At 59.6% G+C, this 23,499-nt stretch carries 19 protein-coding genes and 2 pseudogenes; 17 read left to right on the forward strand and 4 right to left on the reverse strand.

The window, feature by feature from the left end; genetic code table 11:
• Positions 1-7: 7 nt before the first annotated feature.
• The 14 genes from algK (at position 8) to V6M90_RS06975 (ending at position 16,504) form a co-directional block, all read left to right on the forward strand.
• Positions 8-1,552 (forward strand): alginate biosynthesis TPR repeat lipoprotein AlgK, encoded by a 1,545-nt coding sequence (gene algK / locus V6M90_RS06910; protein ID WP_305428534.1) that lies wholly within the window; start codon positions 8-10, stop codon positions 1,550-1,552.
• Entirely contained in the window at positions 1,549-3,036 is a 1,488-nt protein-coding gene (locus V6M90_RS06915) for an alginate export family protein (RefSeq protein WP_003171923.1), read from the forward strand. The genes algK and V6M90_RS06915 overlap by 4 nt, the downstream gene beginning before the upstream one ends.
• Entirely contained in the window at positions 3,036-4,604 is a 1,569-nt protein-coding gene (gene algG, locus V6M90_RS06920) for a mannuronan 5-epimerase AlgG (RefSeq protein ID WP_003171922.1), read from the forward strand. Before V6M90_RS06915 ends, algG begins: the two co-directional genes overlap by 1 nt.
• Before the next feature lie 11 nt (positions 4,605-4,615).
• Entirely contained in the window at positions 4,616-6,064 is a 1,449-nt protein-coding gene (locus V6M90_RS06925; RefSeq protein WP_003171921.1) for an alginate O-acetyltransferase, read from the forward strand.
• An 8-nt stretch (positions 6,065-6,072) separates the two neighbouring features.
• Positions 6,073-7,182: a mannuronate-specific alginate lyase gene (locus V6M90_RS06930; RefSeq protein WP_080547065.1), complete on the forward strand. Its 1,110-nt coding sequence runs from the start codon at positions 6,073-6,075 to the stop codon at positions 7,180-7,182.
• 189 nt (positions 7,183-7,371) lie between these two features.
• On the forward strand, positions 7,372-8,904 hold the full coding sequence (locus V6M90_RS06935) for an MBOAT family O-acyltransferase (protein WP_078823315.1): 1,533 nt from the start codon (positions 7,372-7,374) through the stop codon (positions 8,902-8,904).
• Positions 8,905-8,915: 11 nt separating this feature from the next.
• Positions 8,916-10,103, forward strand: a complete 1,188-nt coding sequence (locus tag V6M90_RS06940; RefSeq protein WP_141064047.1) for an alginate O-acetyltransferase — start codon at positions 8,916-8,918, stop codon at positions 10,101-10,103.
• Between the two features lie 16 nt (positions 10,104-10,119).
• Complete coding sequence (locus V6M90_RS06945) at positions 10,120-10,776, forward strand: alginate O-acetyltransferase AlgF (RefSeq protein ID WP_305394421.1); 657 nt, start codon at positions 10,120-10,122, stop codon at positions 10,774-10,776.
• Positions 10,777-10,972: 196 nt separating this feature from the next.
• Positions 10,973-12,424 (forward strand): mannose-1-phosphate guanylyltransferase/mannose-6-phosphate isomerase, encoded by a 1,452-nt coding sequence (locus V6M90_RS06950; protein WP_141064046.1) that lies wholly within the window; start codon positions 10,973-10,975, stop codon positions 12,422-12,424.
• Positions 12,425-12,760: 336 nt separating this feature from the next.
• The gene (locus tag V6M90_RS06955) at positions 12,761-13,036 is read left to right on the forward strand and encodes a DUF3077 domain-containing protein (RefSeq protein WP_332846237.1); all 276 of its coding nucleotides are present in this window, start codon (positions 12,761-12,763) and stop codon (positions 13,034-13,036) included.
• Positions 13,037-13,135: 99 nt separating this feature from the next.
• Entirely contained in the window at positions 13,136-13,600 is a 465-nt protein-coding gene (locus tag V6M90_RS06960) for a multidrug transporter (RefSeq protein WP_332846238.1), read from the forward strand.
• A gap of 14 nt (positions 13,601-13,614) precedes the next feature.
• Positions 13,615-14,427: an SDR family oxidoreductase gene (locus tag V6M90_RS06965; RefSeq protein ID WP_332846239.1), complete on the forward strand. Its 813-nt coding sequence runs from the start codon at positions 13,615-13,617 to the stop codon at positions 14,425-14,427.
• Positions 14,428-14,520: 93 nt separating this feature from the next.
• Positions 14,521-15,876, forward strand: coding sequence for an AAA family ATPase (locus V6M90_RS06970; RefSeq protein WP_332846240.1), 1,356 nt, complete (start codon positions 14,521-14,523; stop codon positions 15,874-15,876).
• Entirely contained in the window at positions 15,869-16,504 is a 636-nt protein-coding gene (locus tag V6M90_RS06975) for an HNH endonuclease family protein (protein ID WP_332846241.1), read from the forward strand. Before V6M90_RS06970 ends, V6M90_RS06975 begins: the two co-directional genes overlap by 8 nt.
• On the opposite strand, the pseudogene V6M90_RS06980 reads toward V6M90_RS06975, so the two are convergent.
• Positions 16,501-17,359 (reverse strand): annotated as a pseudogene (locus V6M90_RS06980) (LysR family transcriptional regulator). The gene V6M90_RS06975 and the pseudogene V6M90_RS06980 sit on opposite strands and share 4 nt — an antisense overlap.
• Before the next feature lie 110 nt (positions 17,360-17,469).
• On the opposite strand from V6M90_RS06980, the pseudogene V6M90_RS06985 reads away from it, so the two are divergent.
• From V6M90_RS06985 to V6M90_RS06995, 3 genes and pseudogenes are all read left to right on the forward strand, one after another.
• Positions 17,470-18,645: pseudogene (locus V6M90_RS06985) on the forward strand (MFS transporter).
• Positions 18,638-19,039 (forward strand): DUF4440 domain-containing protein, encoded by a 402-nt coding sequence (locus tag V6M90_RS06990; protein WP_332846242.1) that lies wholly within the window; start codon positions 18,638-18,640, stop codon positions 19,037-19,039. The pseudogene V6M90_RS06985 and the gene V6M90_RS06990 overlap by 8 nt, the downstream one beginning before the upstream one ends.
• 324 nt (positions 19,040-19,363) lie before the next feature.
• Positions 19,364-19,945: a protein-tyrosine phosphatase family protein gene (locus V6M90_RS06995; RefSeq protein ID WP_332846243.1), complete on the forward strand. Its 582-nt coding sequence runs from the start codon at positions 19,364-19,366 to the stop codon at positions 19,943-19,945.
• Positions 19,946-20,259: 314 nt separating this feature from the next.
• On the opposite strand, the gene V6M90_RS07000 is transcribed toward V6M90_RS06995, so the two are convergent.
• Genes V6M90_RS07000 through V6M90_RS07010 form a run of 3 tightly spaced genes read right to left on the reverse strand, consistent with a single transcriptional unit; the run spans position 20,260 to position 23,498 of the window.
• Positions 20,260-21,120 (reverse strand): HlyD family secretion protein, encoded by an 861-nt coding sequence (locus tag V6M90_RS07000; protein ID WP_332846244.1) that lies wholly within the window; start codon positions 21,118-21,120, stop codon positions 20,260-20,262.
• Between the two features lie 10 nt (positions 21,121-21,130).
• Positions 21,131-21,331 (reverse strand): DUF1656 domain-containing protein, encoded by a 201-nt coding sequence (locus V6M90_RS07005; RefSeq protein WP_003171907.1) that lies wholly within the window; start codon positions 21,329-21,331, stop codon positions 21,131-21,133.
• A complete protein-coding gene (locus V6M90_RS07010) occupies positions 21,321-23,498 on the reverse strand; it encodes an FUSC family protein (protein WP_332846245.1) in 2,178 nt (725 codons plus the stop codon). The genes V6M90_RS07005 and V6M90_RS07010 overlap by 11 nt, the downstream gene beginning before the upstream one ends.
• Position 23,499: the final 1 nt, after the last annotated feature.

Genomic DNA, 23,499 nt, shown 5'->3' on the forward strand with positions numbered 1-23,499 from the left:
CGAGGACATGCCTGTGAACCCTATTTCAAGAACAAAACAATCCCTGTGGGAGCGGGCTTGCTGTGGCGAGGGAGCTTGCTCCCGCTCGACAGCGCAGCTGGAGCCGGCTCTTGGGGGCGCTGCGCACCCCAGCGGGAGCAAGCTCCCTCGCCACAAAGACATTGCCCACTTTGGTTCGGTAGCTCTGCTTGCCCTGGCCGTCAGCCTCGCCGGTTGCGCCGGCCTGCCCGACCAACGCCTGGCCAACGAAGCATTGAAGCGCGGCGACACCGTCACCGCCCAGCAGAATTACCAGCAACTGGCAGAGCTGGGTTACAGCGAAGCCCAGGTGGGCCTGGCCGATATCCAGGTCGGCACCCGCGACCCGGCACAGATCAAACAGGCCGAGGCCACTTATCGCGCAGCGGCAGCGACCTCGCCGCGTGCCCAGGCCCGCCTCGGTCGCCTGCTGGTGGCCAAGCCCGGCAGCACCGAAGCCGAACACCATGAAGCCGAAGGCCTGCTGAAAAAAGCCTTTGCCAATGGCGAAGGCAACACCCTGATCCCGCTGGCGATGCTGTACCTGCAATACCCGCACAGCTTCCCCAACGTGAACGCCCAGCAGCAGATCAGTAAATGGCAAGCCGCCGGTTACTCGGAAGCCGGTCTGGCCCAGGTGCTGCTGTATCGCACCCAGGGCACCTACGACCAGCACCTGGATGATGTGGAGCGCATCTGCAAGGCCGCGCTGAATACCACCGACATCTGCTATGTCGAGCTGGCCACGGTCTACCAGAAAAAACAGCAGCCGGAGAAACAGGCCGAACTGCTCAAGCAGATGGAAGCCGGCTACAGCGCGGGAACCGTCACCGCCCAGCGGGTCGACAGCGTCGCCCGCGTGCTCGGCGATGCCACCCTGGGCACCCCGGACGAAAAAACCGCCCAGGCCCTGCTGGAAAAAATCGCCCCTGGCTACCCGGCGTCCTGGGTCAGCCTGGCGCAACTGCTCTACGACTTCCCCGAACTGGGCGACGTCGACCAGATGATGAAGTACCTCGACAACGGCCGCGCCGCCGACCAGCCACGCGCCGAACTGCTGCTGGGCAAGCTCTACTACGAAGGCAAGTGGGTGCCGGCCGACGCCAAGGCCGCGCAAGCGCACTTCGAAAAAGCCGTGGGCAGGGAAGTCGCCGCCGATTACTACCTCGGCCAGATCTACCGCCGTGGCTACCTGGGCAAGGTCTACCCGCAAAAAGCCCTGGACCACCTGCTCACCGCTGCGCGTAACGGCCAGAACAGCGCCGACTTCGCTATCGCCCAACTGTTTTCCCAAGGCAAGGGCACCAAGCCCGACCCCATCAACGCCTATGTCTTCAGCCAGTTGGCCAAGGCCCAGGACACCCCCGAAGCCAATGACCTGGCGGCCCAGCTCGAAGCGCCCCTGACGCCGGAACAACGCGCCCAGGGCCAACGCCTGGTGCAACAGGAACTGGCTGCGCGCGGCACCCTGGCCCAGAGCACGTTGCAACTGCACGCTCTGGATGAAGAAGACGACGGCGAGGAATCCCTATGAAGCTCAATCCATTCGTCAAGGCTGGTATCGGCCTGACCTTCGCCCTGCTGTGGTCGTGCCCGACCCTGGCGGCGCTGACCGAAGCCAAGAACTTCGGTCTGGAAGTCAAAATCACCGGCCAGTCCGAAGACGACCGTGACCTCGGCACGCAGAAAGGCGGCGACGTCAACGGCGTCGGTATCGACCTGCGCCCCTGGATCTACGGCGAAAGCGGCAACTGGAGCGCCTACGCCATGGGCCAGGCCGTTGCTTCCAGCGACATCATCGAGACCGACACCCTGCAACAGTCGGCCGATGACGAAAACCAGCAGACCAGCAACAGCGACCGCAAGACCAAGAAAAACTACCTGGCCATGCGCGAGTTCTGGGTCGGCTACAGCGGCTTCACGCCCTACCCCGGCGAGATCCTCAAGCTTGGCCGCCAGCGCCTGCGCAATGACGACGGCCAATGGCGCGACACCAACATCGAAGCGCTGAACTGGACCTTCGACACCACCTTGCTCAAGGCCAATGTCGGCGTCGCCGAGCGTTTCAGCGAATACCGCACCGACCTCAAGGAACTGTCGCCCAAGGACAAGGACCGCCAGCACCTCTACGCCGACGCGTCCTACCAGTGGACGCCGGGCCAGTGGATCGGCCTGCGCGGTCACCACACCCATGACAACGGCAAGCTCGACTACCCGCAACCGGGCGTGCCCACCGACTCGCTGGACAAGCGCGAGAACGGCGACCTGACCTGGCTCGGCATCGAAGCCAACAGCGATGCCTATAACTGGCGCAACACCAACACCGTCAACTACTGGGCCAGCATCACCGGCATGCAGGGCGACCGCGACACCGTCAACGCGCTGAACGCCGACGGCACCCGCCCCACCAACGCCAAGCGCAGCGATGACGTGAGCGGTTGGGCCACCGACCTGGGCATCCGCCTGCGTCTCGACCCGCAGTGGCAAGTGGGTGCGGCCTATGCCCGCGCCAGCGCCGAGTACGAGCAGAACGGCCTGCAAAGCAACCGTTCGAACTGGACCGGCACCCAGTCTCGCGTGCACCGCTTCGGCGAAGCGTTCCGTGGCGAGATGAACAACATGCAGTCCATGAGCCTGTTCGGTTCCTGGCAACTGCGCGAGGACTACGACGCAAGCCTGGTGTACCACAAGTTCTGGCGCGTCGACGGCAACAAGCCAGTGGGCAGCAACGGCATCGATGCGGTGCAGAACAACACCGACGACGTGACCGGCGCGATTCTGTCCAGCACGTCCCTGCCGCTGGAAGACGGCAAGAAAGACCTGGGTCAGGAGATGGACCTGGTGGTCACCAAGTACTTCAAGACCGGCCTGTTGCCAGCCGCGTTGAGCCAGTCGGTCGAAGAGCCGTCGGCGCTGGTGCGCTTTCGTGCCGGTGTGTTCAAACCGGGCGACGCCTATGGCAGCCAGGTCGACTCGTACATGCACCGCGCCTTTGTCGACGTGATCTGGAAATTCTGATGGGAGCCTGTGCAATGAATGCTCAAAGCCTACTCGTCGCGGCAATGCTGATGGCCAGCGCCACAGCGTTTGCCGATACGGCGGCCAAGGCGCCGACCATCGCCAAGGAACTCCAGCAGGCCAAGACCTACACCATTTCCAGCCCGCCGACCGCGCCGCTGGAAATGGCCAAGCCGGCCCTGCCCGACCTGTCGGGCTACACCAGCGCCGCCATCGAGAAAAAGATCGTGCGCGGCAAACCCGGCAAAGTCAGCATCCGTCGCATGATGCAGGAAGACGCGCTCAAGGACTTTATCGGCGGCGATAACAAGATGGCCGAATGGGTAGTGCGCCAGCACGGCATTCCCCAGGCGATCTTTGTCGACGACGGCTATATGAACCTCAAGGACCTGCTCGGCAAAGTGCCCAAGCAGTACCTGAGCGAAATCTCACCGGGGGTGTTCCTGGCCAAGTTGCCGATTGTGGTCGGGCGCAAAGGCATCCTGGAAATCGATAAGAAAACCCAGGAACTGCGCCTGTCCCAGCAAGCCGGTTCGTTCCTGATCAACGACGGCCAGCTGTTCGTGCGCGACACCAAGATCACCGGTTGGGACGAGAAGGCCAATGGCCCGGCGCTGTTCAAGTCGCCCAAGGAATTTCGCCCATTCCTGCTGGCCTGGGGCGGCACCGAGACCTACATCGCCAACAGCAAGATGGCCAGTTTCGGCTACGCCAACAGTAAGTCGTACGGGGTGAGTATTTCCCAGTACACGCCGAACATGGCCAAGGTGCTCAAGCGTGCGGAACCGACCGGCTGGATCATCGATTCCGAGTTCTCGGACATGTGGTACGGCTTCTACTGCTACGAGACCACCGGCTTTGTGATCAAGGGCAACACCTACAAAGACAACATCGTCTACGGCATTGACCCCCACGACCGTTCCCACGGCCTGATCATCGCGGACAACACCGTATATGGCACCAAGAAGAAGCACGGCATCATCATTTCCCGGGAAGTGAACGACAGCTTCATCTTCAACAACCGCAGCTACGAGAACAAACTCTCGGGCCTGGTGATCGACCGTAACAGCGTGAACAACCTGATCGCCGACAACGAGATCTACCGCAACCACACCGACGGCATAACCCTCTATGAGAGCGGTGACAACCTGCTGTGGGGCAACAAGGTGATCAGCAACCGGCGCCACGGCATCCGCGTGCGTAACAGCGTGAACATCAAGCTGTACGAGAACACCGCCATGGCCAACGGCCTGACCGGCGTGTACGGCCACATCAAGGATCTGACCGACACCGACCGTGACATCGCCCTCGACCCGTTCGATGCCAAGGTTTCGCTGATCGTGGTCGGCGGTGAGCTGGCGGGTAACGGCAGCGGGCCGCTGTCCATCGATTCGCCGTTGAGCATCGAGCTGTACCGCGTGTCGATGCTGGCGCCGACCAAATCCAGCGGCATCAGCTTCTCCGGTGTTCTTGGCGATCGCCAGGAAGAGATTCTCGACCTGCTGGTGCGCCAGCAGAAAGCCGTGCTGATCGACCCTGTCGAACGCCAGACCGAAATGCAGGACTGAGGATGACCCTTATGCACCCACACATGATCAAACTGCTGAGCCTCTCGGGTCTGACCCTCGGCCTGCTCGCGGCCAGCCAAGGCGTACGCGCCGATGAGGTGAAAGCCCCGACCTTCACCGCCGAACCGTGCTGCAGCCTGTGCCCGGCCGCCCATGACGCGAAGAACTACACCACGCGCTACCAGCAGAACTTCACCACCCTGGTGCAAGCCCAGGGCGACTGGCTGTTCCGTACCCAGGAAGACTTGCGCACCGAATTCGACACCAGCCCCTCCGGCTACAAACGCCTGCAACAGCTGCACGATGCGTTCAAAAGCAAGGGCGTGGAACTGGTGCTGGTCTACCAGCCGACCCGTGGCCTGGTGAACCGCAACAAGCTCAACCCGGAAGAAAAAGCCTCGTACGATTTCGACAAGGCGTTGACCAACTACAAGACCATGCTCGGCCGTTTCGCCAAGATGGGCTACGTGGTGCCTGACCTGTCGCCGTTGACCAATGAGCAATTGCCGGATGAACTGCCGGCTCACGATTTCTATTTCCGCGGCGACCAGCACTGGACCCCTTACGGCGCCCAGCGCACCGCCAAAATCGTCGCGGCCAAGGTCAAACAACTGCCTGAATTCGCCGATATCCCCAAGCGCGAATTCGAGACCAAACGCTCCGGGCGCATGGGCAAGACCGGCACCCTGCACAACATGGCCGGGCAACTGTGCGGCACCAGCTACGCGATCCAGTACATGGACCAGTTCACCACCGAGCCCAAGGGCGAAGCGGGCGACGGCGACCTGTTCGGCGATTCGGGCAACCCGCAGATCACGCTCGTGGGCACCAGTCACAGCGGCAAGAACTACAACTTCGCCGGGTTCCTGGAAGAAGAAATCGGCGCCGACATCCTCAACGTCGCCTTTCCCGGCGGTGGCCTGGAAGGTTCGATGATCCAGTACCTGGGCAGCGAAGAATTCCAGAAAAACCCGCCGAAAATCCTGATCTGGGAATTCTCGCCGCTGTATCGCCTGGACCAGGAAACCATCTACCGCCAGATGATGGCGCTGCTCGACAACGGCTGTGAAGGCAAGACCGCACAGATGAGCGCGAGCACCACGCTCAAACCCGGCAAGAACGAATTGATGGTCAACAGCTCGAACAAAGACCTGCGTAATGCCAATCACCAGGTCGATATCCGCTTCGCCGATCCGTCGGTGAAAACCTTGCAAGCCACCCTCTGGTACATGAACGGGCGCCACGAGGACATCAAGATCGAGAAACCCGAAACATCCGATACAGACGGGCGTTTCGCCTTTGAACTGCGCACCGATGAAGACTGGGCCTCGCAGAACTTGCTGGCCGTGGAAGTGCAGGGCCCTGAAGCGGGCGCTGCCGCGCAGAAAGTCGAAGCGAAAATTTGCACACGCAACGTATTCCCGGCCGGTGGTCAACAGACCGCCTCAACCGGGCAATGAGGTTACCTATGCAGAAGTTATTGATCCCAACACTGCTGGGCCTGGCGATGTTTGCCGGTTCAGTCAACGCCGCCGCGCCGCTGCGTCCGCCCCAGGGCTATTTCGCACCGATCGAATCGCTCAAGACCGGCGCCTCCAAGGAAAGCTGCGACACCATGCCGACGCCCTATACCGGGCCCCTGCAATTTCGCAGCAAGTACGAAGGCTCCGACAAGGCGCGTTCGACGCTGAATGTGCAGTCGGAAAAAGCCTTTCGTGACAGCACCGCCGACATCACCAAGCTGGAAAAAGACACCAGCAAGCGCGTGATGCAGTTCATGCGCGACGGCCGTCCGGAGCAGCTCGAATGCACGCTGAACTGGCTGGTGTCATGGGCCAAGGCCGATGCGTTGATGTCCAAGGACTTCAACCACACCGGCAAGTCCATGCGCAAATGGGCGCTGGGCAGCATGGCTTCGGCCTATGTGCGCCTGAAGTTTTCCGACTCGCACCCACTGGCCAACCACCAGCAGGAGTCGCAACTGATCGAAGCCTGGTTCAACAAACTGGCCGATCAGGTGGTGAGCGACTGGGACAACCTGCCGCTGGAAAAAACCAACAACCATTCGTACTGGGCCGCCTGGTCGGTGATGGCGACCTCCATCGCCACCAACCGTCGCGACCTGTTTGATTGGGCCGTCAAGGAATACAAGGTCGGCGTCAACCAGGTCGACGACCAGGGCTTTTTGCCCAACGAATTGAAGCGTCAGCAACGCGCCTTGTCGTACCACAACTACGCCCTGCCGCCGTTGTCGATGATCGCCAGTTTTGCCCTGGTCAACGGCGTGGACCTGCGCCAGGAAAACAACAGCGCGCTCAAGCGCCTGGGCGACAAAGTGCTGGCTGGGGTCAAGGACCCGGAAATCTTCGAGCAGAAGAACGGCAAGGAACAGGACATGAAAGACCTCAAGGAGGACATGAAATACGCCTGGCTTGAGCCGTTCTGCACCCTCTACACCTGCGCTCCGGATGTGATCGAGCGCAAGCACGGGATGCAACCGTTCAAGACCTTCCGCCTGGGGGGTGACCTGACCAAGGTCTACGACCCGACGCACGAGAAAGGCAACAAAGGCAGCTAGTCGCTGATCGTTCCCACGCTCTGCGTGGGAATGCAGCACAGGACGCTCTGCGTCCCAAAGCGTGACGCAGAGCGTCACAAGAGGCATTCCCACGCAGAGCGTGGGAACGATCACAGCCTCCCCCGAAATCGTGGGGGGGTTTGGGGGGGCTGCGGCCCTTGACTGTTGGTTAAACATGGAGAGATCGGGATGGTTTTCTCGTCCAATGTGTTCCTGTTTCTGTTCTTGCCGATCTTTCTCGGCTTGTACTACTTGAGCGGGCAACGCTATCGCAATCTGCTGCTGCTGATTGCCAGCTACGTGTTCTACGCCTGGTGGCGAGTGGACTTCCTGGCGCTGTTCGCGGCCGTCACGCTGTGGAACTACTGGATCGGCCTCAAGGTCGGCGCAGCCGGCGTGCGCACCAAGCCGGCCCAGCGCTGGCTGCTGCTCGGCGTGGCGGTTGACCTGTGCATCCTCGGCTACTTCAAGTACGCCAACTTCGGTGTCGACAGCATCAACGTGATGATGAAGTCGGCCGGCCTGGAGCCGTTCATCCTCACCCACGTGCTGTTGCCGATCGGGATCTCGTTCTACATCTTCGAGTCCATCAGCTACATCATCGACGTGTACCGTGGTGACACCCCGGCAACCCGCAACCTCATCGACTTTGCGGCGTTCGTGGCGATCTTCCCGCACTTGATCGCCGGTCCCGTATTGCGTTTTCGCGACCTGGCCGACCAGTTCAACAACCGCACCCATACCCTGGATAAATTCTCCGAGGGCTGCACGCGGTTCATGCAGGGTTTCATCAAGAAAGTCTTCATCGCCGACACCCTGGCGGTGGTGGCCGACCATTGCTTTGCCCTGCAAAACCCCACCACCGGCGACGCCTGGCTGGGTGCGCTGGCGTATACCGCGCAGCTGTACTTCGACTTCTCCGGCTACAGCGACATGGCCATCGGCCTGGGCTTGATGATGGGTTTCCGCTTCATGGAAAACTTCAAGCAGCCGTACATCAGCCAGTCGATCACCGAGTTCTGGCGCCGCTGGCATATCAGCCTGTCGACCTGGCTGCGTGACTACCTGTACATCACCCTGGGCGGCAACCGTAAAGGCACGCTGACCACTTACCGCAACCTGTTCCTGACCATGTTGCTCGGTGGCCTGTGGCACGGCGCGAACATCACTTACATCGTGTGGGGTGCCTGGCACGGCATGTGGCTGGCGATTGAAAAAGCCATCGGCCTGAACACCGCGCCACGCAGCTTCAACGTGGTGCGCTGGGCCTTCACCTTCCTGCTGGTGGTGATGGGCTGGGTGATCTTCCGCGCCGAAAACCTGCACGTCGCCGGGCGTATGTACGGCGCGATGTTCAGCTTTGGCGAGTGGTCGCTGTCGGAACTCAACCGCGCCAACCTCACCGGCCTGCAAGTGGCAACCCTGGTGGTGGCGTATGCAACCTTGGCGTTCTTTGGCCTGCGCGACTTCTACACCAACCGCCCTGCAGAGAAGACCAAGCCGGCCGATCCGAGCCTGATCAAGGCTGTGCCGGGCGACAACCCCGGCAGCATCCACGAGCCTGGTTTCAGCGTAGGCCGCGACGCGGCCGTGCAACCAGCCTACTGGACCGCTGACTGGCCACGCTACGCCATGCGCGCTGCGGTGCTGCTGCTGTTCGTGGCGTCGATTCTCAAACTGTCGGCGCAGAGTTTCTCGCCGTTCCTTTACTTCCAATTCTGAGGGAGCCGACCATGACCCGTTCATTACGCGTCCTCTATATCAGCCTGTTCATGGCGCTGCTGCTGGTCCTGGGCGCCTGGTCGCTGCGCAGTTTCTTCGGCTTCAGCACCAACGCCGATGCGACCGTGCTCAACGGTCGCTGGACCAAGGCCGTCGAGACGCACTACGACGACGAGTTTCCGATCAAGCGCCTGGGCACCAACCTGTGGGCGGCGCTGGACTACAAGCTGTTCAACGAAGGTCGCCCTGGCGTGGTGCTGGGCCGCGATCACTGGTTGTACAGCGACGAGGAATTCAACCCCGCCGTCAACGAAGACCAGAACCTGCAAGGCAACTACGCGCTGGTCGAAGGCGTACGCCAGAAGCTCAAGGCCCAGGGTATCCAACTGGTGATGGCGATCGTGCCGGCCAAGGTACGCCTGTACCCGGAGCACCTGGGTGAGGTGAAACCGGCAAGCATCCACGCCAACCTGTACCAGGACTTCCACGCCCGCGTGGCGGCAGACAAGATCCCTGCCCCGGACCTGCTCGGCCCGCTGCAACAAGCCAAGCTCGCCGGCAAGCAAGTGTTCCTGCGCACCGACACTCACTGGACACCGGACGGTGCGGAAATCGCCGCCAAGCAATTGGCCAAGGCGATTGCCGACAAGACGCCACTGAGCGGCGAGCCACAGCGCTTTATCACCGAAGCGGAAAAAATCGAGCCGCATAAAGGCGACCTGCGTCTGTTCCTGCCGCTGGATCCGCTGTTCGAAAACCTGATGCCACCTAAAGAGCCATTGGAAAAACGCGTCACGCACCTGGCCGAAGAGAAAGGCGACGACGCGCTGTTCAGCGACAGCGAAACCCCGGTGGCCCTGGTCGGTACCAGCTACAGCGCCAACCCCAACTGGAACTTCGTCGGCGCCCTCAAGCAAGCCCTGGGCAGCGACGTGGTCAGCTACGCCGAAGACGGCCACGGCCCGATCCTGCCGATGCTCAGCTACCTCAAAAGCGACGACTTCAAGAACAGCCCGCCACAGGTGCTGATCTGGGAGTTCCCTGAACGCTATCTGCCCGTCAACAACGAAATCGGCGATGCCGACCCCGCGTGGGTTGCGCAGCTTAAACAAGCCGGTTCGCGCCAACAAAACATGGCTATCAACACCCCTGCTTTTAAAAATCAGAAACCCGAGACGCCCGACCGGGCGCAAAACTGAAAGAGAGGTAACTCACATGACTTTCACTACAACTCCTCGTCGTCTCGCCAAGACTCTGGCCATCGCTGCCGGCCTGAGCGTCGTATCGATGTCGGCCTTCGCCGGTGGTGATGCCGCCCTGTACGGCCCTGTCGCGCCAAAAGGATCGAGCTTCGTGCGCATCTACAACGCCAGCAACCAGGAGGTCAGCGCCACCGTCGGCAACACCAACCTCAGCGAGGTTGCGCCCCTGGCCAGCAGCGACTTCAGCTTTATGCCGGGCGGTGACTACAGCGCCAAGGTCGGCAGCCAGACCGTACCGGTCAAACTCGCCGCCGACCACTACTACACCCTGGTCAACAGCGGCAGCGGCCAGCCCCAGCTGATCGAAGAACCGCCGTTCAAGAACAAGCAGAAATCCCTGGTGCGCGTGCAGAACCTCAGCGACAAGGCCCTGACCCTGAAAACCGCCGACGGCAAGACCGATGTGGTCAAGTCGGTGGCGGCCAAGGGCCGTGGCGAGCGTGAAATCAACCCGGTGAAAGTGAGCCTGGCGTTGTATGACGGTGACAAGAAAGTCGGCGATGTGAAGCCGGTTGCGTTGGAACGTGGCGAAGCGGCGGTGCTGTATGTCACAGGCTCCGGTTCGAGCCTGTCGCCAGTCTGGGTGAAACGCCCAGTGTCGACCCGCTGATTATTTTCCCGGATTGACACTTCCCCCCTGTGGGAGCCGGGCTTGCCCGCGATAGCGGCGGTGAATCCACCGCCGCTATCGCAGGCAAGCCAGCTCCCACAAGGACCGAGGAGGTCAGTTCGGACCGAGACAAAAACAAGAGTGAAACGACAAACCTTCGTAGCTCTGACCCATATCGATTCAAGGAGAAACCCCCATGATCCCAGTAATCCTTTCCGGTGGTAGCGGCTCACGTCTTTGGCCGCTTTCCCGCAAACAGTTCCCCAAGCAGTTCCTGGCCCTGACCGGTGAGCACACGTTGTTCCAGCAAACCCTGGAACGCCTGGTGTTCGAAGGCATGGACAGCCCGATTGTGGTCTGCAACAAGGATCACCGTTTCATCGTCAATGAGCAGTTGAGCGCGCGCAAGCTCGAATGCCAACGCATCCTGATGGAGCCCTTCGGCCGCAACACCGCGCCGGCCGTGGCCCTGACCGCGATGATGCTGGTCAACGAAGGTCGTGACGAGTTGATGCTGGTGCTGCCCGCCGACCACGTGATCGATGATCAGAAAGCCCTGCAACGCGCCCTGGCCCTGGCCACCGTGGCCGCCGAACGTGGCGAGATGGTGCTGTTCGGTGTACCGGCGACCCGTCCGGAAACCGGCTATGGCTACATCAAGTCCACCAACGATTCGCTGCTGCCCGAAGGCGTGAGCCGTGTGCAGCAGTTCGTGGAAAAACCCGATGAAAAACGCGCCGTCGAGTTCGTCAAAAGCGGCGGTTACTTCTGGAACAGCGGCATGTTCCTGTTCCGCGCCAGCCGCTTCCTCGAAGAACTGAAAAAGCATGACCCGGATATCTACGACACTTGTGTACTGACCCTGGAGCGCAGCGAGCAGACCGCCGACACCGTGACCTTCGACGATGCCACCTTCGCCTGCTGCCCGGACAATTCCATCGACTACGCCGTGATGGAAAAAACCCAGCGCGCCTGTGTGGTGCCGCTGAGCGCCGGCTGGAGCGACGTGGGTTGCTGGGCCTCGCTGTGGGCGGTCAACGATAAAGACGCCAACGGCAACGTGAGCAAAGGCGACGTGGTGATCCAGGACAGCCGCAACTGCATGGTGCACGGCAACGGCAAGCTGGTGTCGGTGATCGGCCTGGACAACATCGTCGTGGTGGAAACCAAGGACGCGATGATGATTGCCCACAAGGACAAGGTCCAGGGCGTCAAACAGATGGTCAACACCCTCAACGAACAGGGCCGCAGCGAAACCCAGAACCACTGTGAAGTCTATCGCCCGTGGGGTTCCTACGACTCGGTGGACATGGGCGGGCGCTTCCAGGTCAAGCACATCTCGGTCAAGCCGGGCGCGTGCCTGTCCCTGCAGATGCACCACCACCGCGCCGAACACTGGATCGTGGTCAGCGGCACCGCCGAAGTCACCTGTGACGACAACGTGTTCCTGCTCTGCGAAAACCAGTCCACCTACATCCCGATCGCTTCGGTGCACCGCCTGCGCAACCCGGGCAAGATCCCGTTGGAGATCATCGAAGTGCAATCGGGCAGCTACCTGGGCGAAGACGATATCGAGCGCTTCGAAGATATCTACGGTCGCTCGACGCCGGTTGAACGTGGCGTGTCGGTGAAAACTATCGCGCAGTAAAACAGTCGTACAAGAAGCCCTCGCCCAGCCCATTGCGTCCCCTATCCGCAGTGGGTTGGGTGGGGGCTTTTTCTTTGGATTTTGCGCTGCCTGTGAGGACGCCATCATTGACCCCTGCCCCCATCCTGCCTATCCTCGCGCCTGTCACGACTCATTCGTGATGAGGTTTGACGGCCTCGGACACTCATAGGACCAAGCACAGCGTTATGGCGACTGTGCGTGGGGCGCTTTCGAGCGCGCCGGGTTCCTATGACCGGTCCGTCAACCTGCGTACAGTTGCCACCCATTCGTTTGACGGCGATGCGTGGCAACTCCCGTTTTTATAGGAGATCCACCATGTCCAAACAGACCACCCGCCCCACCCCTTTCGGCCCCTGCGAGCGCAGCGAAGAACTGCTGTTTTGCGTCCGACCCGGCATCCCCATCGAACATGTACTGGAACATGCCAGTTATGTATTGGGCACTGCTCGCGTGCTCACCCTGGCGGCTCAGGACCTGTGTACCGAACACCAGAGCTACCTGAATTGGGCCAGCCTGCAGTTGGCCGAGACCGGCCTGGCGTTGGTTGAAGCTTCAATTGATGGTTTGCAGGCAGATTCTGCTGCTCAGTAAGTAAGCCATCGGGAGCAAGCCCAATCACCCCCCTCTCAAGGTAACCAATCCCACCTAAGCTTAAGTTAGGATGCTCGTTCCCTATTCGAGGCGGTCTCCATGTTCTTCGGCGTTCTACTGATCATCACCTGGCTGATCCTGCTGCTGCGCTACCCGGCCAGGGCCCTGCCGGTTTCCCTCGCGGCCTTGGCGGGCCTGGGTTGCGTGGCCGTCTGGGTGGTGTGGCTGGACAACCGCGAAGCCTCGCAGCTGGCGCGCCTGGAACTGCGCATCACCTACGCCCCGCATGAATGCCCCGCCGACCGTCCGCTGAAACTGACCCTCAACAACGGCAACAACGTACCACTGACCGAACTGCGCTGGCGCGTCGCCGCCTATGCGCCGGGCGACACCGTAAACCTGGCCGACAACGTCTACGCCGCCCCGCGCTATCGCGGCCCCGGCGAGTTGCAGCCCGGCGCCACCTGGGACGACTGCCTGCCCACCCCACCGCTGCGCCCCGGCTACCGCCCGCAAACCCTGGAATTTCGCGCCGAGCACCTGCAAGGCAGTTTCTCGGACTGACAAAGGATTGAGCCATGCCCAACGTACTCATCACCGGTTGCTCCAGCGGCATCGGCCGCGCTTTGGCCGATGCCTTCAAGGCGGCAGGCTTCGACGTGTGGGCCAGCGCCCGCCGCATCGATGACGTCGCGGCCCTCACCGCAGCCGGCTTCCACGCCGTGCAACTGGACGTCAACGACAGCACCGCCCTGTGTCATCTGGCCGAACAGCTGGGCGAGTTGGACGTACTCATCAATAACGCCGGCTACGGTGCCATGGGCCCATTGCTCGACGGCGGCACCGAGGCGATGCAGCGCCAATTCGAGACCAATGTGTTTTCTATCGTCGGCGTCACCCAGGCGCTGTTTCCGGCGCTGCGTAAACGCAAAGGGCTGGTGGTGAATATCGGCAGCGTTTCCGGGGTGCTGGTCACGCCATTTGCCGGTGCCTACTGCGCCTCCAAAGCCGCCGTGCATGCCTTGAGTGATGCATTGCGCATGGAACTGGCGCCGTTCGGGATTCGGGTGATGGAAGTGCAGCCGGGAGCTATCGATACAAGTTTTGCGAAAAACGCCGGCGCCCAGGCCGAGCTGCTGATCAACGAGCAATCGCCGTGGTGGCCGCTGCGCGACGGCATCCGCGCACGCAGCCAGGCCTCCCAGGACAAGCCGACACCGGCCTCGGTGTTTGCAATGGATGTGCTCAAGGCGGTGCAACAACCACAGCCGCCGCGCCTGTTGCGTTCGGGCAATGGCAGCCGGGCGTTGCCGTGGATGGCGGCACTGTTGCCCAAAGGGTTGTTGGAGTGGGTGTTGAAAAAGCGCTTTGGCTTGGGCGGCGTGTTGTAAGCACGCGTGAAGCCTATACCTGCCAAAACTCGGGTTGAGTGCCATAATCGCCTCCTGCCTCTTGAAACTGACTGACCCCAACAGGGTAATGCGATGGAAATCAGAAAAATTCGACTGAATAATGTCGGTCGTTTTACCGACTTGGAAGTCGCCTTTGCGCCTACCGAAAAGCATGCGTCGAAGGTGACGGTGTTTGTGGGGAATAATGGGGCGGGGAAGACGACGATTTTGAAGTCGATAGCCACGTCGTTAAGTTGGCTGGTTGGCCGCATTCGCACCGACAGTGGCGGTGGCAGCCCCATTCAAGAGGATGTCGTCACTAATGGTGAGCGATTCGCCTCGATCGATGCTGAAGTCAGTGGTATATCTCACCCGTCAGCATCAGCTTCTGCGACCTACTCATGGACACTTGCTCGCACCTTGCGAGGCCACAAAGCAAAGGTAAATAGCTCTCTTACTAAATTAACTGAGCTGGCAGAACTCTATCGCTTTCATCTAGGGTTGATTGACGACAACGGCTCACTTCCCCTTGTGGCCTTCTACCCTGTCGAAAGATCTGTCCTTGACGTTCCACTAACAATCCGAAAATCCGAAAATCCATTCGATCAATTTGATGGATATGAAAACGCTCTAAATGGTGGCGTAGATTTCGGACGCTTTTTTGAATGGTTCCGTGACAGAGAAGATACTGAGAACGAGCAGGGCATATCCTCGGCCGTAATGGAACAGTTAAAAAAAATCTCTAGTACGGATGAAAAACTGGTATCTGAACTGAAAAATATGCACCTAGCATCACGCGATCCTCAGCTAAATGCTGTGCGGTCCGCCGTCAACAAGTTTATGCCTGATTTCAGCAACCTTAGAGTCCAGCGAAAGCCTAGATTGCATATGGCCATCGACAAACTAGGCAATACACTCAGTGTTTCTCAGCTTTCTCAAGGGGAAAAATCACTGATGGCACTTGTCGGCGACATTGCTCGCCGCTTGTCACTTATGAATCCTGCATTGAAGAATCCACTTGAAGGCGCCGGTGTTGTCCTAATCGACGAAGTAGACCTTCATCTGCACCCTCAATGGCAGCGCCACCTGATCCAGCAACTCACTGAAACCTTCCCCAACTGCCAGTTCATCCTGACAACTCATTCTCCACTGGTGATCAGCGATACCAAGGATGTCTTGTGCTACGTCCTCGACGACGGTGAACTGGAGGAGCGCGACGATCTCTACGGCTTAGACGCAAATCAGGTCCTGCGCAGCGTCATGGACACCGATGCACGTAACAGCGAGGTGCAGGACCGTCTAGATCGTCTACTGGATCTGCTGCAAGACAAAAAATTGAAAGAGGCTAAGGCTCTTTTCGAAGAACTTTCAACAGACCTCCCCCCAGGTCATATTGAGCTGACTAAAGCATCCCTACTGATTCGCAAGTTGGAGCTGCGCAGTGCGTAAGATCACTAAAGGACCTGAACCGGCAGCACTGACACAATGGAGACGCATACACCCGGCGGCGCGCTACCCGGAGTTAACGCACGTAGAAAGAAACGCCATTCGCCAAGCCTGCATAGAAGAGCAATACGGCCTATGTGCTCACTGCTGCAATGCAATCTCACTGGATAGTGCTCATAACGAGCATGTAGAGGCTCAGAGAATTGCCCCCAATCGCACGGTGGACTTTTCTAACATCGTCGCGAGCTGCAATCGTCCTAACCAATGCGGAGATTCGCACGCCCATCAGGCACTGCCGCTCACTGCGCTGATGGATGAATGTGAAACCGAGGTGAAATTTTACCTTTCGGGAAGAGTGGAAGGGCTGAGCCCAAGAGCTATCAAGACCATTCAATTCCTGAATTTAGGAGACAGTCGCGAGAAGAATCGCGCGCTGTTCAATGATCGACGAGACATCATCAACGCGCTTCTTTTCAACAGCCGTATGGATGGTTCCGATCTCACGATAGAAAACATCGACCTGCTGACAATTCTTGAAGAAGAATTGCAACAACCCGATGAAAACAGACAACTCAAACCATTCTCTCCGGTCTTAATAAACGTGATTCGCCACATCAGCGGGAGGCTCTAGCCCTTCATAAAATCAATAAACGCCTGCACCTTCAGCGGCAAATGTCGGGTATCCGGATACATCGCATAAATCCCTTGGGGCGCGAAGCGATGGTCCGCCAACAAACGCACCAATCTTCCTGCGGCCAGATCCTGCTGCACCAGCCACTGCGGCAAAATCGCCACACCATGGCCGCGCGCGGCAAACGCATGAAGCACCGCCGCACTGTCGGCCACCAACGCTGCAGGGCCAGCGCGGTATTGATGTTCACAACCTGCCGGGTCGGTCACGCTCAAGTCGGTCAAGCGACCGTGGCCCAGCCTGGGTACCTGCTCCAATGCATCCCGGCTTTGAACCCCGGCAAACTGCGGCGCCGCGACGGCGAACACGTCGAACGTGGATAACTGCACGGCGCGGTGATTGGAGTCCATCAAGCGTCCCAAGCGAATTGCCACGTCAAAACGCTCGGCAATCAAATCGGCGTGGGTGGAGGATGTGGATAAGTGGATATTCAGGTCGGGATGCAGGCTGCGAAACGCTTCCACCGCCGGGGCCACCACGGCCAGGGCATACTCCACAGTTGTGGTAATACGCGGGGTGCCCTTGAGCTGGGCGTGTTCGGAGCGGGCTTCTTCCACCGCGAGGCGCGGCCTCTTCAAGCATGCGCGTGCAGCGCAGGTAGAAACGTTCTCCGGCATCGGTCAGCGCCAGCTGGTGGGTATTGTGGGTCAACAGGGTCACGCCTAGTTCCGCCTCCAGGCGCTTGAGGTTGAAGCTGACCACGGCGCGAGTCTGGCCCAGTCGATCCGCAGCGGCGGTGAGCGAGCCGGCCTCGACCACGGCTTTAAATGTGTCGAAACGGTCCAGGCTGACCATGGGTGCCCCCTCCTTTGTCAAAATATTTTTGACAAACTAGCAGGCTCTCCGGCGTATCCCAAACCTTACACGCGGCCTACCCTGCCGACCTCACTTGCAGGAACGCGTTCATGACCTACCGCTCGAAAGTCGCCTGGCTTTTTATTGGGTTTTGCCCTGGACCTGGTGAACATGTTTGTCGCCACCGTCGCCTACCCGGATATCGCCCGCGAGCTGCACACCTCGGTCACGCAACTGGCCTGGATCAGCAACGCCTACATGCTCGGGCTGACCCTGATCATTCCCTTGATTGTCTGGCTGGCAGCGATCTTGGGCGAACGCACGCTGATCGCCACCAGCCTGCTGCTGTTCGCCGGCGCCTCGGTGATGGTGGGCCAGGCGGGTTCCATAGAGGCGCTGATTGGCTGGCGCGCGTTGCAAGGGCTCGGCGGCGGCTTGCTGATTCCCGCGGGGCAAGCCATGGCGTACCGTCACTTTCCCGCCGTCGAGCGCAGCCAGCTGACGGCGCGGGTGATGTCGATGGCGTTGCTGGTGCCGGCGTTATCGCCAGCGTTGGGTGGGGTGATTGTCGACAGTGTGTCATGGCGCTGGATTTTCTACGCCAACCTGCCCCTGGCCCTGATCACCCTGCTGCTGGCCTTGCTGTGGATAAAGCCCGACGCGCCCACCAGCGTGCGCCCACCTCTGGACCTGAGCACTATTTTCAAACAGATTGCCAGTCCGATGCTGCGCGTGGCGCTGCTGGTCTACCTGTGCATTCCCGGCGTGTTTATCGGCACCAGCCTGATCGCCATCCTTTATGTGCGCAGCCTGGGCTATGACGCCACCCAAACCGGCGCGCTGATGCTGCCCTGGGCACTGGCCTCGGCAGTGGCGATTTACCTGAGCAAGAAACTCTTCAATCGCTGCGGCCCCAAACACTTGCTGCTGGCGGGCAATGCGCTGGCATACTGTTGCTCAACGAGCCCGCGCTGATTATTGCGGCCTACGTCTTGATGGGCCTGGGCGGCAGCCTGTGCAGCAGCACCGCGCAAACCCTGGCCTTTCTGGATATTCCCGCCGCACGCATGGGCCATGCCAGTGCCCTGTGGAATATCAACCGCCAAGTGAGCTTCTGCGTCGGCGCCGCCGTGCTCAGCGCAATCCTGTCGGCCTTGGATTCCTTCGCCATAACCTTCACGATGGCGGCAGCTCTGACCCTGTTGCCGCTTTTCGCAGTGTTGCGCCTGGATGCTTCCAGAGTACGCATGCTGCTTCACCCTTGCAGCGAGCCCAAGCATGATTGACTACAGCGACTTTTTTGAAGAAGTGATCCAGACCCACGTCGAGATCGAGCAATGGTTTGCCGGGGTTGCGCCTCAGGGAACGCTGGAAAATCTGCTCGCGCGCTTCTCACCGGAGTTCAGCATGATCGCGCCCGCCACCGGTACGCGGGTCAACAGGGCTGGGGTCAATGCGTTGTTTACGCGCCTGGGCGGGATGCGCCCAGGATTGAAAATCACCCTGAGTGAAATGACCGGCATCGACCGCCATGCACGCGGCGCCACGGTGACGTATCGCGAGCATCAGGTTGACGACAGCGGCACCCAGACCGACCGCCGCGCCACGGTGGTATTTAAGAAGCAGGCCAGCGGCGCGCTGTTGTGGCGGCACTTGCATGAGACATTTATCAAGGCTTAATCGAATAGGTGAAATCAGATTTGCTGGCGATTGCAGGAACTCAATCGCCCCTTCCGTTTTGAGTCTTTGCTGTGTACAAGAAGTTCAATCAGAGAGCGAAGTAGCTCTTTAACTTCATGATTACTCATAACCATATCCACCCTGTACATCGACGAGAACATTTGTACCCCTAGCAATTTCGCACCGTATTTATGCCTAATCAACATTAATTTACCGCTCATCGCTTTTTCTCCATACCTGTTAATTCTGACAGTAGACACCTTGGGCAGCTCAGCGGATTCTAATTCAGCGAACTGCAACAACCCAAGTCAAACGGAGAATAAAATGAACGTAGATGTATCCAACCTGCAAGGTTATACAGATGCCCTTCGAAAAAATGGAAAGGTAGTTTTTTTAAACTGGGTGACTCTCAACAAAACAGGGGCGTATGTATTTAGAAGCTCTCAACCTTATTACACTGGAAATGACGACACCATCCAAGACTTCGATGATGACGCCATCAGCCTATTAAAAGAATACAATATAAAACTAATTATCAGCTTAAACGCGTACGGTGTAACCGAAGAGGGCATGCTAAAACTAACAGCAGCGGGCATAACTCACATCAACAAGCCAGTAAAAGACTTCGGTACACCAACGCTTGCAGATTTATACATTTGCTGTCAATTACTGCATGAAACTATTACCAATGGAGATAAAGCTCTCATTTATTGTGGATTCGGCGCAGGGCGCACAGGAACTTTATGGAGTGCATTCCAGATCTATAGACTCCCGCGAAACAAAAATCTTAAAACTGAGGTCAGCAGAATCGTCAAAGACTCTACCGCCGAAACAAAAGGGCATGAAGTAATTATGCTGGAATTTGCAAACGAACTAAAAGTAACGGATACAAAGATTGAGTTATAACGAGCAAACCTCACATCAAGTGTCGCATCTTACTTCTGGCAAGGTGCGACCTCGCCACATACTGAGTTCTGAACATACGAATGTACCGCAACTCATCAACGGGATCACGCCCTACCGCTTAATCTTAAATAAACCCCATCGCACTCAAACTCTTCACTATCAAAACCTAAAAACAGACCAACATCTTGAGTACTAATTAAACACCCCTTCCAAGTAGATCAGCCTCATAACTTTGCCACATAAGAAACAAACAAAATCAGTCATCATCGCAGGCGCTACCGCCTTGCTATTTAATTAACACTTACAACCCGTTTTTACAGCCGATTTGTCTGCACAATGACGGTGCAGGTAATGCCTGCCGCCAACAGCACGCCCTCCGGCACTTCATCGATATGAATCCGCACCGGCACCCGCTGGGCCAATCTCACCCAGTTGAAGGTCGGGTTCACATCCGCAATCAGCTCCCGGCTCTCGGGGTTATCGCGGTCATAAATACCCCGCGAGATGCTTTCCACATGCCCCTTGAGTGTCTCGCCGCTCATCAATTGCATATCGGCTTTATCGCCGACCTTCACATGGGGCAACTTGGTCTCTTCAAAGAAGCCATAAACCCAGAACGAATTCATATCCACCACGGCCATCTTGGCGTCGCCGATGCGCGCGTAGTCACCGCGATGCACGTTGAGGTTAGTGACATACCCGTCCACCGCCGCCAGCACTTGCGTGCGTTTCAGGTTGAGTTCGGCGGCTTCCAACTGGGCCAGTGCGTGCTGGTAATCCGCCTGGGCCGAGTCGGCGATGTTGCTGGCGTCGTCGCGGTTTTCCCTGGAGATCACCAGGGCATCGAGGTCGGCGCGGCGGTGGGCGTTGAGTTTGCGCATTTCCCAGGTGGCCTTGCGTGAAGCGACCAACGACTGCGCCTGTTTGACGGCGATGCGGTAGTGCTCGGGGTCGATCTGCATCAGCAGGTCGCCCTTTTTAACCAACTGGTTATCGCGCACCGGCACGTCGATCACAACGCCGGTGACGTCGGCCGCCACGTTGATGATGTCGGCGCGCACGCGGCCGTCGCGGGTCCAGGGGGTCTCCATGTAGTGCACCCACAATGTGCGGCCGATCCAGATCGCCAGGGCCAGTACGAGCAAGGTGGCGAGCAGGCTGAAAAACTTTTTCATCGGGGCATTCTCAACGGTAGACGCTCAGCGCCAGGGCGCCGAACAGGCAAACGAACAAACTCAGGCGCAGCAACGCCGGGTGCCAGAAAAAACGGTACAGGTCGAACCCGGCCAGGAAACGGTCCAGTGCCCAGGCCAGCACCGCGGCGATCAGGAACATCAGGGTCATGGTCGGCATGTACAGGCCGTGGAACGCGATTTCACGGGGCATGCGGGGCTCCTTTGAGGGCCGCCAACGGCGATTGCGGGTCGAGCAACGAGGTGCGGATAAAGTGCAGGTAGCTCTTCACCCGACGCAGGGCCGAGGTGTCGAAGTGCGGGGCGAAGGGTTCGTCGGTGGCCTGCACGCGGCTGATCGCATGGTCGACGGCGATCAGCCCACGCTCCAGATTGCTGGCGCTGGGTTGCAGGAACAGCCGCACCAATGAGCGGCCCATCACGCGGATCGCCTGGCGCCACGGCTGGGATTCGGCGTAGGCCGGATGCACCGGCAAAATCGCCTGTTCCTTGCGCAACTCGATGATCGCGTGGCCGACTTCCAGCACCACGAACATCCAGCGCAACAGGTCGCGCTGCACCTGCGGCTGGCCGACGGCGAGGCCGTAGGCCTCGTGCAGCAGGTCACGGGTACGGCTCTCGAAGCTCGACGTCAGGCCCTTGAGCTTGCCGCTGATCGCGTACACCACTTGCTCGCGCAGGTCCTGCTCCAGGCGGCGCCACAACCAGCGGCTGTTGGGCGGCAGGATGATCGCGCCGGCGGCTGCGCACACCAGCATGCCGAGGACCATGGCGATGTAGTCGTTGATAAAGGTGTAGGGGTTGTAGACCGTAAGGTTGTCCGGCACTGAACCGGTGCTGAAGAAGATCAACAGGCCCACGCCGACACCGGCGTATTGCGGGCGCGAAGCGAGGAAAGCACCGAGGATGATCACCGGCGCGAGCATTACGCATAGCAATGGGAAGCAGTCGATCAACGGAAACACGAAGAACATCTCGACAAAGCCCACCAGCGCACCGATCAAGGTGCCGCAGGCCATCTGGAACGCCATGCGCTTGGGGTTGGGCGTGGCGGCGGACAGGCCGACGGTGGCGGCGGCGATCAACGTCATGGTGGCGCCGCTGGGCCAGGCCGTGGCCACCCAGTAGCTGCCGAGCACGATCAGAATAAATGAGGCACGAATCCCCGAAGCGGCGCAGGCCAGCCAGTTGGTTTTCGGCGTGTAGGGCTCGTCCCAGTCTTCCCGCGCGTGGGAGTGATCGGCCAGGGAGGCGTGGGTTTGCGCGTAGTTGTGCAGGTCATCGACAAAGCGGTACAGCAACTCGTAGGCGGTATGAAAATCCAGTTGCTCGGCGTCGCTCGGGTTGCCCTGCTGGAATGCCGTGCGCAGGCTGCGCACCGTGGCGGGCAGGCCGTCCTTATAGACACTGAGCTGGCTGACCAACCGCGCGGCGTCGGGGCTGGTGAGCGCGCGACCGGAAAAACCGTCGAGCACTTCGGCCAGGTCTTGCAGGCCCGGTTTGATCGCGGCAACCACATGATCAGCCGCATCGCTGCGCAGCCGCTCCAGCAACTGGTGCAGGGCATTGAAGCGTGTGGTGATGCTCATGAATTCGCTGTTGAGGCGACTGAGCCGCCCGTTGCGCCGCCGCATGTGCGGGTCTTCGAACACAGTGATGCTGCGCAGCCCTTCCAGGCCCACGGCTTCGGCGATAAAGCGCACGTTGCTGGCCTCGAACCCTTCGCGCTGGCTGCGACCGCGCAGGCCGTCGGTGACGAACAACGCGAACACGCCGAAGCGCTGGTACAAGGCATTGCGCATGGCGGCGCTGGCGGTCTGCGGCAGAATCGCCGCGCTGACCAGCGTCGAGCAGATAATTCCCAGAGAGATTTCCAGCACACGCCACACCGCCGCCATGAACGCGCCGTCCGGATGGGCCAGGGCCGGCAAACCGACCATTGCGGCCGTATAGCCGGCCAGCACAAAACCATAGGCGCGAAAGTTGCGGTTACGCGTGGCGCCGGCCGTGCAAATGCCCACCCAGATCGCCAGCGCGCCAAGGAACAATTCGGTGTTCTGCGCGAACAAGGCGATCAGCAACACCATCACCGCCGAGCCCGCCAGGGTACCGAGGAAGCGATAAAAACTCTTGGCGAACACCTGGCCGCTTTGCGGCTGCATCACGATAAACACGGTGATCATTGCCGTGCGCGGTTGCGGCAGTTCCAGGCGCATGGCCAACCACAGGGTGAGAAACGCCGCGATCAGTACCTTGAAGATATACACCCAGGTCACGCCGTCGCTGCGTGCCCAGTCGAAAAAACCACGGCGCCACTCAAGGGCATACAGCCAGCGCAGCGGTGCAGGCAAGGGCGTCATC

This window comes from Pseudomonas lactucae (genome assembly GCF_036688725.1).
Lineage (GTDB): Bacteria > Pseudomonadota > Gammaproteobacteria > Pseudomonadales > Pseudomonadaceae > Aquipseudomonas > Aquipseudomonas lactucae.